A 15,018-nucleotide genomic window follows, 5' to 3' on the forward strand; every position below is an offset into this window, starting at 1 on the left:
AAAAGTACCGTTTCATAAGAGATTCCTATATTTTAATCCGTATTTCCGTGTTTTTACAATTGACATGCCTTTCGTTATTGTTCCAGGTTGTTCCGAATATCAAAATAACCAAAATCCACATGTCCTCCCGGATTTTCGGTCGCGTAGTTGAAAAGGGCAAACCGGTATCCCATAAAATGGGCCAGAGTATATTTCATTTGCAATACATTCCCGATAGGCTGCCATTCTTTACCATCGAGACTGTAGTAAAAGCGGGCTTTGTCCTTTTTATTCCGGAAGTCGCAAGTTGCCCTGAGATGTACGACATCCTGTTCCAACGGAATTTGTTGTACAATTTCCGGTCCTCCTGATCCGGTATTGATCATAATAACATTCTTTTTACCATTGACATAGTGCACGCCTACCATACCATAAAATTCCTGTAGTAAAGCCAGCCCGGCAATATCGCCTTCTTTCATTCCGGAAACATCAATACCTATATCTCCGGTACATTCCGGACCTATAGTACGCTGTGTAAGGGTATTTCGTGCTTCTTCCAGAGAGTTATCCACTCTGCCCGTGATGATACGCAGATAACCTTTCTTTCCGTTCAGGGACCAGTGTCCCCGGTCGGGATTATGGTTCCATTGCCATACCGGAGGAAGGATCGGCTCATTTTTTTTACGCTTGAAATCATCGGGGGCAACAATGCCCGGTATCAGGCTTTTATTGAACCGAAGCGATAGGGTATCAGGTACTTTGCCATCCGTTCCGAGAACGGGCCATCCGTCTTCCCAGTTAACCGGGACCAGGTAAGGTATACGCCCTACGGCTCCGTAATCGCGAAACAGATAGGCATACCAGTCTTCCCCCTTGGTGTCAATAAGTCCTCCCTGTGCCACTCCCTTGTCCTGTAAAACCACTTTGCCTTCATAAGGCCCGGTAATTTTATCGGCACGGTGTACAAGTACGGTCCGCATACCATTCCGCGGCCAGGTTATATTAAAAAGATAATATTTGCCGTTTACCTTGAACAATTGTGAGCCTTCTGCCGGAAGTGCTATATCCGTCCCGGCAGGCGCGCTGGCATTTTCAATGAGTACACGTTCCGTACCTTCTTTGACCCCGGTAAGATCTTCTTTGAGTTCTACCATACGCAGGTTCCCTCCTCCCCATATCATATATACCTTTCCGTCATCGTCAAAAAACAGGGTATGATCGTGATAAGAAGGGCTGAAAGAAATAGTTTCCCAGGGGCCCCTTTCAATATCCTTGGTACTGTATATATAAGTTTTTCCGGTAGTCTGAGCAAAGGTACTCACGTAATAGGTCCCGTTGTGATAACGCAAACAACTGGCCCAGGATCCTTTGCCGTATGTACTTTTACCACCAGCCAGGTTAAGTGCTTCGTTGTCCGGGTCCAGGATATCATAGGCATAGTTTACGATCTCCCAGTTGGACAGGTCTTTGGATTTCATAATAGGTACCCCCGGATTCATGTGCATGGTGGTACTGCTCATGTAATAGGTATCTCCCACCCGTATCATGGACATGTCGGGAACGTCGGCATGAATTATAGGATTATGTGCGGAGCGGGATTGCGCCCGCAGGCTATGACCATACAACATAATGATTCCCAGGATAATATTTATACAACGATAATACATGCTGAACAGATTTAGGTTTTGTTTTCTTCTTATCCGGATACTTTTAATTTTTAACCGGGGCTCCTACTCTTCCGAAATTACGATGATTTACAAAGAACGCCATTCCGGGTAACTTGGTTCAAGCAGGTCATTTCATAACACATGACTACTTGTTGTTGTGAATCAGTCCCAGAATTGAGTCTATTGCTGATTTAGGCTGATTATGACGATCGAACAGCAGTGGATAATCCGTTCTTCCCGGTACGGGCCAGTTATTGCGCCATGAGTTCCCGTCATTTACTCCCCAAAATGTGACACGCGTAATCTTTTCTTCATGTTTTAAAAAAAGTTTGAAGAACTCTGCATACCTTACATCAAAAGTCCGGGTCATACTGTCTGGCAATCCTTCCTGATAAGGGTCCATCTCTTTACTGTATTCAAATTTTGCAGACACTTCGGCCCCGGTTTTTTCCCAGGGTGAGGGTAGAACGGTCATATCAAATTCCGTGATCATCACCTTTACCCCCAGTTCGGAAAATGCCAGGATACTTTTTTCAAATTCTTCTATGGTCGGGGTGTTAAGATCTACATGCCCCTGCATGCCTATACCATCTATCTTTATTCCTTCCTTCTGAAGTTTCTTCACCATGCTCACAATACCTTCTCTTTTTTCCGGTAGGGTCGTAGAATAATCATTGTAATACAATTCGGCCTCCGGATCGGCTTCGCGGGCAAATTTAAAAGCCAGTTTGAGGTAATCTTCTCCGATAATCAGGTAAAATTTGCTCTTTCTCAACTCACCGTTATCCAAAACGGCTTCGTTCACTACATCCCAGGTATTGACCCGACCTTTGTATCGCCCTACTACGGTATGAATATGTTCTTTCATTCGTTGAATGAGCACTTTCCTACTTACTGTATTTCCGTTTTCATCTTCAAAAAACCATTCGGGTGCCTGGGAATGCCAGATCAAGGTATGCCCGTTGATCCGCATCCCGTTTTGTTCACCAAATGCTACAAATTTATCAGGAAGGGAAAAATCGTAGGTATCTTCCGAAGGATGTATCCGTTCGCTTTTCATACAATTTTCCGCCACAATGGCGTTGAACTGTTTTTTTACCAGGGCCATTTCATCTGCACTCTTTCCTGCTATCTGGCTCTCATTAAGTGCGGTGCCTATGTAAAATCTACCGGTATAGGCTTCCTTTAACGTATTCCTTTCCGCTATAGTATCAACTCCTTTATATGCCGTTACACCAGCGATAAGGCCGCAAATGCAGAGGAAACTCACTATCCGTCTTTTTCTATTCATAACTTATGCAATGTTTCATTTTTATACCTTCTGTATTTTTTAAAGGAAAAATCCTTGTTCTTACCTGGTATTCTACCGATATTCCTGTAAGATGTACAACCTGTTTTTATGAATATATGCCAAGGAACAGGAACTTCTATATAAAAGCAGTCCCTGTTCCATAAACAAACTTCATAGTTAAGTTCAGTAGCGTTTTCCTTCTTTATTCTGCGAATCCGGGTAACTTCCCCGGGATTCTTCACTGCATCTTACGGGATACTTTTTAATATCCCGGGTTCTGATAATTACTCTTGTCCCCTTCCATAGCATCCAGCTGTCCTTGCGGGATGGGACGTAAATAGTGATATGGCCGAATATCACGCGTTATGGTCTGAGGGGTATGATCTCCATAATTGCTTCCGCCGATCCGGTAAGTACCGGCAAGCTCTTCCCACTTTTGGGTGCGTATCAGATCGTACCAGCGATAGCCTTCGCCGTAGTATTCCCGCGAACGTTCGGCAAGAATATAGTCGATATCTATATCCGTCGGGGTAGCGGCGATCATTGCAGCACTGTTATCCTCTATTTTTTCCGTGTTGCCGTTATTGTCCCAACGCCATTTTCCGGCACGTTCACGGATAACATTAATGAGGTCGTATGCGCTCTGTCCGCCCGATGCTCCTTTTACAGCCGCTTCGGCGGCAATGAAATACAGTTCCGAAAATTTGGCAATGTTAAAAGGCCGGGTACTTCCGGCATTGGGTTCCCCCAATCCGTTGCCATTATCCGTACGATACGGACCAAGTTTCCAGAGTCCCGGATACACGATTCTGCTAATCCCTTCGGGCGATATGACAAAATCGGACCTCCCGGGTAACACTCCTGCTCCAACATTGGCACCCTGGCTCGCCGGGGTAATATAATCTATACTTTCGGCTGGTTCTTCGTCCAGAAAAGTGAGGATCGCATCCCCGGGATGGACTTCCATAGCATTGGCATTATACAAAGAACCGCTAATGCCGGCCTTATCCCAGTTACCACGATACATAGTAGTAAAGGTACCGTCATAACGAGAGTCGTTTGCTTTATCGTTAAAAGTATTGGTAATAGCTCCTATGGTGGGACACATACGGGTCCACGGGCGGCCCAGGGCCTGTACCGCTTCTCTTTGAACAGAACTTACTGGTTCCCAGCCCGAATCAGATGAGCTGCTGTTGATCACCGTATAGTTCCAGGTCATCATCCAGCCTGCAAAGTTATCGGGGGCACCACCACTACCGTAAGTAAGGCTTCCCGCGTTGTAGAATTCGCTTGTTTCGGTATGGTCGGCATACAGCAGGATCTCATTGTTGCGATCGTTCGGCCCCAGGCTTACGTCATAAAAAGTTTCCTGCAAGCCAAATGGCCCCGGGTTGTTAATGGCTTCCATAGCTACATCGTATGCCTGCTGAAAATACCACTGGGCATCGTGCCCGTCCGGATCGGTCCGACCGGTTTCCGGGTAGGTAGGAATGTTGTTCGGGTTTTCCAGCCACCACCCGTAGGTTAGATAGGCTTTGGCCAGGTAAAGGCGTGCCAGTGTTTTGGTCCCCCCCCCGGTAACACGGCCTGCATCCGGCAGATCGTTGACGGCTGTCAGCAGATCGGGAAATACGCCCCTGGTATAGACCTCCGGCACGGTATTGCGTTCGGAAGTTCTCGAAGGATTGGTATTGAATGTCAGTTCACCTGCTCCCAAGTCCAAAGATACGCCTCCGAATGTCTGTACAAGCATAAAATAATCGAACGCACGAAAGAACCTGGCCTCTGCGATCAGGTCATCCGAAATTCCCACTTCTGCTGCATTTTCGATAATACCGCTGGCTGTATTGATATTGGAATACGCGGCTCCCCATAACACATCGGCCCGGCTGGTTGTGGAAGTTATGCTCCCTCCAACACCACTGAGGTCCATAACCTGAAAATTCTGGTCTGCACTCTGGGCATAAGTTACTTCATCAGTTCCGGTAAGGCAGGTATTGTAATAATACGCCTGGCCATATATGTAACGCAGATGGGCATACATGGATGTCAATCCGCCAAGAACCCCGGCTTCGGTGGCAAAAAAACCTGGTTCATAAATGCTTCGCGGCTCTTCATCCAGAATATCGGAGCAAGATGTCAGGAACAACGCCATCAAGACCGCTCCCATAAATGTTTTTATATATATCCTCTTCATCATTATTATTATTTTTAGAATGTTACATTAAGCCCTAACATATAATTGCGTGTTGCCGGTGCGTTGGTACCTATGGTAAGCAAACGGCTCGGGTATGTCCCTGTCACTGCCGCATTTTCGTCGGCATATGAGTTGGTTTCAGGGTCCATACCGGTTTCCTTGTGGAAAGGTGAAAACACAACAAAGGGGTTCTGCACCGTAGCATAAAGCCTCAGGTTTCCGATACCGGCTTTTTTCAGCCAGTTATTTTGGTCAAAATTATAGCCCAGGGTTATGGTACGTATTTTGAGGTATGAGGCATCGAAATACCCCAGGGTACTTCCGTATTTGGGATTGTCCCCACTCATAATGCCCCCGGGCGCGGGATAACTGGCATCGGTATTCTCCGGGGTCCAGTAGTCTACTTTTACATTATTCCGCCTTCCGCTCAACATATTGAGATACCCGGATGCCGTGTGAAGCGTACTGATGAGTGTGCCTCCGCTCCTGAAGGCCCCTACCGTACTGAGATCAAAATTTTTATAGGCTACACGGGTATTAAAACCTCCCTGAAAATCAGGCTGCATGTTAATGATCTGCCGGTCTTCGGGACCGATTTCTCTTGTGGGTGAACCGTCCTCGTTATAATCACCGGCATATTTTACCTTGATCATCCCTACATTCCCGCCCGGTTCCAGGACATCCAGGTAAGGATCACCTTCCTGCCAGAGCCCGGTTTTTTCATAGTCATAGACCACATTAATAGGATGCCCTACAAACCACCAGTTCCCTTCATCCCTGTCTGTTCCGGAAGCGAGCGATACCAGTTTGTTCCGGTTGCCATATATATTGATCCCGGCTTCCCATGTCCAGCCACCGGGGGTATCGAGGATCAGACCGTTGAGGGAGAGTTCCAGACCTTTGTTCTGGGTCTCGCCTATATTGGCCGTATAACTGCCCACTCCCGAGGTGGCGGGCAGGCCAACGCCGAGAAGAAGGTCTTTGGTATTCGTCACATAATACTCTATGGTACCGGACAGGCGATTGTTCAATAAGGAAAAGTCCAGTCCGTAATTCCAGGTCTCGGAGTATTCCCATCCCAGATTGGCATTGGGAAGTGTGGACACAAAATATCCTGTGGCGTAGTCGTCATCGCCAAAATTGTAAGGCCTTGTGGCCAAACGTCCAAGCGTGGCATAAGGGGAAATGGCCTGGTTGGAAGTTTGCCCGTAACCGACACGCAGTTTCAGCATATCCACAAAGGAAACATTATCCATAAAGGATTCCTTATTGATATTCCATCCTGCCGACACCGCAGGGTAAGTATGCCATTTATGCCCCGGCGCCAACCTGGAAGAACCATCCGAACGCACAGTGGCCGACAGCATATAGCGGTCATCGTAGGAATACATGACACGGCCCATCCACGACATCAATCCCCAGAGTTCATAAACCTGATCTTCCGGGTTTATGGTGATCTCACCATCGGCATGCCCCAGATTGTAGAACTGAAATTGTTCGGCGGGGATGTCCCTTGCTGCCATGCGTGACCTGGTATACTTATTCTGCTCGGTAGAATACAGAGCCGTTACATTTATATTGTGTTTGTCGGCAAAGGTGCGGTCGTAAGTCAACAGGTGTTCGATCAACCAGTGAAACGTATGTGAATTGCTTACGGAAGCCGTTGAAGGGGTATCTTCATTGACACTGTTTATTCCCCGTCCCTGAAAAGCACCTCCGTTGGACTGGCGATAGTCCAGTCCCAGGTTCATACGGTATTTCAGACCTTCAACCCAGGGGATGCTTATTTCGCCATAAAGGGAATTGTATGTGGCAAATCCCCTGGTCTCACTCACCCACCGGTCTCCCAATCCTTCGATCACTCCGCGGGTATATACCCAGGAATCATCCAGGGCCGAGCTTACGTTCCGTTTTAAAGTACCGTCTTCGTTATACGGGTCAATAATAGGCGACATGCCCAACGGCCCCCCGACGCCGATCTGGTTACCCTCGCTAACATTATAGTTACTGTTTGAACTTAACCCCACACGGAGGTGCTCCCCGATCTGCTGGTCAAGTGTCGTCCGCAATGAAATACGTTCATATTGCTGTGTTGGGATGACGCCTTCGTCTTTAAGGTATCCCACGCCAAAGTTAAAGCTTCCTTTTTCGCCTCCTCCGGTAACAGTTATATCGTGACTGGTCAGGATACCCGTTCGGTAAAACAGGTCCTGCCAATCCGTATCAACATCGTTAAATTCATCGGGGCCGTTCTCATACAGACCGGCAGCCTCACGAAGCGCTACGAATTCCGGGCCGTTCATCATGGGATATTTGGCAAAAACGGACCGTGTTCCGAAATAACCACTATAACTTATCTTGGCTTCCTGACCCCTATACCCCTGGTTGGTTGTCACCAGGACAACACCGTTGGCCCCGCGGGAACCATAAATAGCTGTGGACGAAGCGTCTTTAAGGATATCAATGCTCTTGATATCTGCAGGGTTTATATCTGCGATAGATCCGGTAAAGGGAACGCCGTTCAGTACCACCAACGGATCGTTACTGGCCGTGAGGGAGCGTGTGCCACGTATGCGTATCTGCATGGTGGCCCCCGGTTGGGACGATGTTTGCGATATCTCTACCCCCGGCATACGCCCTTGCAGGGACTGTGTGATATTGGGTGTAGCCACTTCGCGCATCATATCTCCGCTTACGGAAACAACCGATCCGGTTACAGCTTCTTTTCGCTGGGTTCCGTAGCCTACAACAACCACTTCATCGAGTTGTTGTAAGTCTTCTTCCATAGTAACATTCACGGTGGATTGTCCTCCAACGGTTATTTCTGTAGTTTTAAACCCGATATAGGAAAATACAAGCACGGCATTGCCTCCGGGTACTTCAATGGAATAATTACCGTCGAAGTCGCTGACGGTTCCGGTATTACTACCTTTTACCCTGACACTCACTCCCGGGAGTTCCGTACCGGATTCGTCCAGGGTCTGCCCGGTTACGGTTTGCTGCGCGCTGGCGCTGACCGTAAGAAATAGCAGGAATATCAGGAGGCAGGCGATCCGGAGAAACCATAAATACCTCCATTGCAAAAAAGGTTGTAGAATTACACTTTGCATAGAATTTGATTTTAAAGGTTAATTAAAACCCAAGGCGTATGCGGAAGGCAACTATAAAAGAACAGCGGCATTCCACAAAGAAGTTCTTCTTGTTTACAAGCCCGGTTTTTAATTTTTGACTGGTTAAACTTCGTGTACTATAATTAACATGAGTCGGTAGGTTCGAAAAAATACTGGGGTGCGGAAAGGTTCCATGACATCGTCTATGAAACCTTTATTACGTTTTAAAACTCTTTGGAACTGGCATACATCCCTACAGTGGTGCCTGTAAAGCCAAATGTATTGGCGGTGGATAAATGTCTTGCAGGTACCCGGCCTGCCACCCTGCTCCAATCATTTTCTCCCTGTTTACAGAAAAAATCAAAGTATTTACCTGATGAAATTATTTTCAGTTCAACAGGCACGGAAGCTTCGCTTGCCGGAATATCCCGGCTTCCGAGTATTTCCATCCCTTCGGGACTGATCTTTTGAACGGATACTTCCATTCCTCCACCTTTTTTTCGTACCAGTAATCCGTATTGATGTTTTTCATCCTTAAACAATAACAATCCGGCCCGGTCATTTTCTATTTCCGGAACAAAATGCAATGTGGTCTCACATTCGAACTTATGGTGTTGTACTCTTCTGGAAACAAAAGCCGGTTCCCTTAATTCGGTGGTATTTACATCTGTACATTTAAGGGCCAGGTAGTCCGGTTTGTCTTTTAAGGAGTACAGGCTATCTGCCGGTCCGCGTAAAGTCATCCATTCCGGGGGCAGTTGTCCGGCATTAAACTCTTCTTTTACCGAAAAATTCCCGAAGGTCATCTTATCTTTTCGTTTCGTCCCTTCCATTTTCAGTATTCGGGGCACAACTTCATCTTCCCGGGTCATATAAGGGAATCCATCTTCGCTCCAGCGTACGGGCATTAAAAACGTTTCCCTGCCCAGGTTTTCAAATTCGTTTTCTATGGGACGGCATGCCAGGAATACGGCCCACCATTCGCCGTCCTGTTTTTGAATGAGATCAGCATGGCCGGCACAGGTAACAGGCAAGGGCCTTTCCGGATCGAGGTGTTTTTGGGTAAGAATGGGATTTTTATCCCAGGGCTTATACGGCCCCATAGCAGTTTCCGAAGAAAATATCACTTCCCGGTGATTCACGGAGGTCCCTCCTTCGGCACACATCAAAAAGTATTTGCCGTCTATCTTATAAACATGCGGGCCTTCTATCCAGATCGGCTTTTCTTTTAAAGCCACACCACCATTGACAAGCATTTTACTGACACCTGTCGTTTTTTCGCTTTCCACATCAAATTCCAGGATACGGATAGCACGGTGGCCTTCGTAGGTAGACCCTCCGTCGGGTTCATCGTTATTAACTATATACGCCTTTCCGTCATCATCGAAAAAGAAAGAAGGGTCAATACCGTGAACATCCGGAAGCCATACGGGATCGGACCATTCGCCGAAAGGGTCTTTGGTCTTTACAAAAAAATTCCCTCCACCAATGTTGGTGGTTATCATGTAATAGGTCTTATTATGCGGATTGTAACTAATGGCGGGAGCAAAAATACCTTCACTGACCCGTTGCCCATCAAGTTTCAGCTGAGAAGGACGGTCCAGTATATTTCCGATCTGCTCCCAGTTTACCAGGTCTTTGCTGTGAAAGATGGGAACTCCGGGAAAATAGGAAAAGGTACTTGTTACTAAAAAATAATCCTCCCCATTACTGCAAATACTGGGATCCGAATACCATCCGGGAAGAATAGGATTATAAAAAGATGTTGCGTCCGGTAAGGGATTCTCCTTGTAAAAATCATCCTCACCATTGTAGTGAAAATAATCAAAGTATGCAGTCCGGGCATCCCATTGCTCCCCTTCTTTCTCCTTCTCTTTCCGTCCGCAGGCAGCTAATTGTACAAATAAAATTGTAAGGAACAGGCTTTTAAACCGTAACGAACAGGTCGCAAATTTTGGCATGGTTGGTTTTCTGATAGATTTTAATAATTAAATGAGTAATGAAAGCTTCTCGCTAACGATCACCGGGATACTTTTTTATTGGTTGTGCCGTAACAATAAAACAACACGGTACGGATACCGGTTTACTTTATCATTTCGCCGGTTATAAAATTATTTCTTCGGATTCAATAAGGGTATTCGCCAGGTTACAATTTCTTTCCGGTACGTTACAATATTTCCAGGCCACATTACATTTAACAATAATTAACCTACATAAAATATAAAAACAGTATTTTTCAATCATTTTTAGTGACAAATAACAATTTAAACATCTATTTAAAAATAAATATCATATTACCATCAAATCCAATCTTCCTTTCTTAACGAGCTTACCCCCTGATAATCATACCAACTATCAAATTCTACTGCATAACAGTATTAATAAACACTCCGTATTATTTAAATCATTTAAAAAGGCGTACTACACGGACACTGTTAATATTTTTTTAGCATAAAAATTGAGAATATCAAAAAATAGCAATACATTGTAGTCATTAAAACTATATGGTATATATGCAATACATCACATAGGTTTAAGAGCGACGTTTACAAAACCGGAAAACCGTTCCGTTTTTTAGTACATGACAACCGTGTCGGAGGATTAATAGAAATTATATACCAGTCTGTTTTTAGTTTAATTTCAGCGCGACCACCATGATAAAGAATATAGCATCCAGGTATTTTAAGTCCCTAATCACTTTCACCGGTCCGGCTTTGTTCAGGGCCGTAAGTTGCTTGCTTTTTATTCCGATAGCATGGGCGCAATCGGGGAAATTATACTCCACCGATGCCGAACTGTCGAGCAGTCTTATCAACCAGGTCTATTCGGATTCCAGAGGTTTTATCTGGATAGCTACAGAAGACGGGCTGAACCGTTATGACGGGGCCAAATTCAGAAAAATAAAGCATGATGAACACGATACTTCCTCCATTTTAAACAATTACGTCCGCGTTATTTTTGAAGACCGTAAAAACCACCTGTTATTCGGTTTTTTCAACGGACTGCAAATGTATGATTACGATACGCAGTCTTTTACCGAAATCCCTATCTATAACAGGGATAAAACCAGGCTGCAACCTCATATAACATCGATCACGGAACGGAAGAACGGAGATATTCTGATCGGCACTTCAGGGTTCGGGATTTTTTTATTGAAAAAGGAAAATGAACAGTATTCCGGAATACGCATGGACCCGTTAATCTCGTCGGACTTTATCACAAAACTTTTTGAAGATGATTCCGGAAATTTGTGGATACTTACCCACGACCAGGGACTTTTTCAAGTTTCTCCGGATAAGAAAACGAATAATTTTTTTACTGACAATACGGGAGAAGGAAACATTTCCAGCATTTGCCAGCTCAAAAACGGGGATATATATACCGGGAACCTCAATGAAGGACTTTTTAAATACGATAAAGTACATAAAAACTTCCATCCCGTAACGCTACAGGAGCGAAACCAGCTACCCGTAAAAACACTATATGTAAACGGCGAAAACGAAATTCTCATTGGTACGGACGGAGAAGGCATTAAATTGTTCAATACCCAAAACCGGCAAATAAGCGACCTGAACCCTGGGGTAGATAAATTTGACTTCTCCCGGGCAAAGGTGCATTCCATAACAAAAGACCTGTCCGGAAATCTTTGGTTGGGCATTTATCAGAAAGGGATTATGTTAATTCCTTCCACCTCCAATAATTTTAAATATATAGGTTACCAATCCGCTCAAAATAATGCCATTGGTTCCAATTGTGTCATGTCAGTATTTAAAGATCACCAGGGTATTTTGTGGGTGGGCACGGACGGAGACGGCCTGTACGGTGTAGCCCCGGATGGCAGGCAGATAGCGCATTTCGCTCCTCCGAACGCTCCTGCTACCATTATGTCGGTTTTCGAAGATTCGGAACACAATTTATGGATAGGTTCTTATTTGAAAGGCCTGGCAAAAGTAAACAGGGAAACAGGGAAATTTGATTACGTGGACCAGATTGTTGACGATCAGTCACACAAAGTGGAAAGCATTTATGCCATTACAGAAGACAAGGACAAAAACCTTTGGATCGGTTCTATGGGTGCAGGATTGTTTTCCCTTAACCTGCAAACCCGCAAAGTCACCAGGCACTGCCGCGGATCCGGTGACAAAGCGGATGACCGGCTACACAACAAATGGATAAACTGTTTGCTATACACGGACGACAACCGGTTGTATATCGGCACCTATGACGGCCTGAGTTTCCTCGACCTCAATACCATGTCCTTTACAACCGGGGAACATTCCAACCACACACTCCGTAAAAATATTATTTATACGCTTTATAAAGACACTCAAAAAGATCTTTGGATAGGTACTTCAGAAGGTTTGTTCCGAAAATCCCATGACCCGGGAGGCCTGAAAAAATTCACAAATGCCGATGGCTTGTCCAGCGACTTTATCTGTGCTGTCAAAGGAGATGGAAAAGGTAACCTGTGGGTAAGTACACATTACGGCATATCCAAAATGGATACTCAAAAACAACATTTTACCAATTATTACATCAATGATGGTTTGCAGGGAAATGAATTCAGTAAAGGAGCAGTCTACTCCGATCATTCCGGGGAAATTATTTTCGGCGGGACCAACGGGGTAACCCTTTTTGACCCCGGGTCTATAAAAGACGGCGGAAAAACACCTGATGTAAAAATTACGGCATTTTATGTCCAAAACAAGGAAATAAAAAAGGGAATGAAATCGGGAAATCATGATATTATCGATAAAAATATCACGGAATCCGACACCGTACAACTGGCCTATCACGACAATACGTTCAGCATTGAATTTGCTACTACCAATTTTACCTCTCCGGAAAAGATCACCTATTACTATTCCCTGAACCGGAACGATTGGGTGAGCCTGAGACAGATGAGTAATAACGTTACTTTTAACGACCTCGTCCCCGGGACTTATACATTCCGGGTAAAAGCCAGGGAAAACAAGACTTTTTCGGTTCCCGAGGAGATTACCGTAATCATTCATCCCCCGTGGTATATATCGATACTGGCAAAAATATGCTATGTGGTGCTTGCCATACTTATAGGTATCCTGATCTACCACCAGATCCATCAGCGGTACAGAACCCGGCAAAAGATCCGGAAGCAGCAATATCACAACCAGATAAATGAAGCCAAGCTACAATTTTTCATCAATATTTCGCATGAAATAAAAACTCCTATTTCATTAATCATCAACCCACTGAACAAACTTATCCGTTCCGACGGTGACCCGGACCGGCAGCGAAGTTACAAACTCATGCAGCGGAACTCCGAGCGCATCCTCCACCTTATCAACCAACTGATCGATGTGCGGAAAATAGACAAAGGACAAATAACCCTGAAATTCCAGAAAACAGAGATCATCGGTTTTATTCATAAAGTATGTACCATTTTTGAAGACCAGATACAAACTAAAAACATACATTTTGAATTCCGTCACAGTCTACCTTCGCTCTGCATGTTCGCTGACCCTGCATATTTTGACAAGGTGATCCAGAACGTACTCTCCAATGCCTTTAAATTCACCCCGGACAACGGTACTATTCTGCTGGCACTGGAAACGGTCAGGCACAGTAATGGTGAAGACTATGCCAGGATAACCGTAAAAGATAACGGCATCGGCATTAAGCCGGAGGAGACCAAACGCATATTTAATCGTTTTTATCAGAATCCGAATGCCGACAAACCCACGGAGGGCACCGGGATAGGCCTGCATTTTACACGATCTATCGTAAACCTGCATCACGGTACCATCCGTGCGGAAAGCAACGCGGCTTCCGAAGGCGCTACTTTTGTCATAGAAATCCCCCTGGAAGCACATCATTTCGGGATGGAACCTTCGTCGCAACCGAATATTTTATTGCCGGAATACGAGCCTAAACGAGAGCCGTATATCACCAATTTTTATCCGGACACCGAAGACGAGCACGTACAATCCAAAACCAAATACAACGTACTGATCGTAGATGATGATGAGGACATTCGCAGTTACCTTCACAAAGAGCTGGCCCCTTTATACCATATTGCGGAATGCTGTAACGGTAAACAGGCCATTATCCGTATCCTGCAAAAAAATCCGGACCTTATTATCAGTGATGTGAAAATGCCGGAGATAGATGGCATTACGCTTTGTAAAAGGATCAAACAAAATGTGAATATCAATCACATCCCCGTAATACTGCTCACGGCAAAAACAACAATAAACGATAATATCGAAGGACTGGCCACCGGCGCGGATGCCTACCTCTCCAAACCCTTCAATATGGAGATCCTGAAAAAAACGGTACGCAACCTTATAAAAAACAGGGAATTATTAAAAAACATATACAGCGGAAATCAGATCAAAGAAGATAACACCTATAAAATTGATATTAAATCGGCAGACGAAAAACTGTTACAAAAAGTAACCTGCCTGATCAACGATAATATCAGTAACCCGGACCTCCATGTGGAAATGATGGCTACGGAAATCGGTATTAGCCGTGTTCACCTGTTCCGGAAATTAAAAGAACTCACCAACCAGTCTCCCCGCGACTTTATCCGGAACATCCGTCTGAAACAGGCCGGCGAACTGTTAACTTCAAAAAACCTGAGTGTAACGGAGGTCGCTTATGCCACAGGCTTTTCCAATGTATCGAAGTTCTCCTCCGGTTTTAAGGAATTTTACGGGGTGCCCCCTACGGTATACCGGGAGAAAGAACCGGAAACTGTGGTGAAATAGATCATACGGTGGGGTTTGTGCA

General features: G+C 45.1%; 6 protein-coding genes. 1 reads left to right on the forward strand and 5 read right to left on the reverse strand.

The genetic code is table 11. From position 1 onward, the window contains the following. Window positions 1-74: 74 nt before the first annotated feature. The 5 genes from ACVBDY_RS17470 to ACVBDY_RS17490 all read right to left on the reverse strand — a co-directional run bounded on the left by ACVBDY_RS17470 (window position 75) and on the right by ACVBDY_RS17490 (window position 10,205). Window positions 75-1,646, reverse strand: a complete 1,572-nt coding sequence (locus ACVBDY_RS17470; protein WP_447176744.1) for a glycoside hydrolase family 43 protein — start codon at window positions 1,644-1,646, stop codon at window positions 75-77. 145 nt (window positions 1,647-1,791) lie between these two features. Further along, entirely contained in the window at window positions 1,792-2,937 is a 1,146-nt protein-coding gene (locus tag ACVBDY_RS17475) for an endo-1,4-beta-xylanase (RefSeq protein ID WP_447176745.1), read from the reverse strand. A gap of 262 nt (window positions 2,938-3,199) precedes the next feature. Continuing rightward, entirely contained in the window at window positions 3,200-5,134 is a 1,935-nt protein-coding gene (locus tag ACVBDY_RS17480; RefSeq protein ID WP_447176923.1) for a RagB/SusD family nutrient uptake outer membrane protein, read from the reverse strand. 14 nt (window positions 5,135-5,148) lie between these two features. After that, a complete protein-coding gene (locus ACVBDY_RS17485; protein WP_447176746.1) occupies window positions 5,149-8,244 on the reverse strand; it encodes a SusC/RagA family TonB-linked outer membrane protein in 3,096 nt (1,031 codons plus the stop codon). 224 nt (window positions 8,245-8,468) lie between these two features. Then, on the reverse strand, window positions 8,469-10,205 hold the full coding sequence (locus ACVBDY_RS17490) for a glycoside hydrolase family 43 protein (RefSeq protein WP_447176747.1): 1,737 nt from the start codon (window positions 10,203-10,205) through the stop codon (window positions 8,469-8,471). 693 nt (window positions 10,206-10,898) lie between these two features. Between ACVBDY_RS17490 and ACVBDY_RS17495 the strand changes: the two genes are divergently transcribed. Next, on the forward strand, window positions 10,899-14,996 hold the full coding sequence (locus ACVBDY_RS17495) for a hybrid sensor histidine kinase/response regulator transcription factor (protein ID WP_447176748.1): 4,098 nt from the start codon (window positions 10,899-10,901) through the stop codon (window positions 14,994-14,996). Window positions 14,997-15,018 lie beyond the last annotated feature (22 nt).

Source organism: Sinomicrobium halophytocola (assembly GCF_052983395.1).

What these genes read in the sequence shown, in the direction of transcription:
- ACVBDY_RS17485 (WP_447176746.1), bottom strand. Translation starts at nt 8,244, where the DNA reads ATGCAAAGTGTAATTCTACAACCTTTTTTGCAATGGAGGTATTTATGG.
- ACVBDY_RS17495 (WP_447176748.1), top strand. Translation starts at nt 10,899, where the DNA reads ATGATAAAGAATATAGCATCCAGGTATTTTAAGTCCCTAATCACTTTC.
- ACVBDY_RS17470 (WP_447176744.1), bottom strand. Translation starts at nt 1,646, where the DNA reads ATGTATTATCGTTGTATAAATATTATCCTGGGAATCATTATGTTGTAT.
- ACVBDY_RS17475 (WP_447176745.1), bottom strand. Translation starts at nt 2,937, where the DNA reads ATGAATAGAAAAAGACGGATAGTGAGTTTCCTCTGCATTTGCGGCCTT.
- ACVBDY_RS17480 (WP_447176923.1), bottom strand. Translation starts at nt 5,134, where the DNA reads ATGAAGAGGATATATATAAAAACATTTATGGGAGCGGTCTTGATGGCG.
- ACVBDY_RS17490 (WP_447176747.1), bottom strand. Translation starts at nt 10,205, where the DNA reads ATGCCAAAATTTGCGACCTGTTCGTTACGGTTTAAAAGCCTGTTCCTT.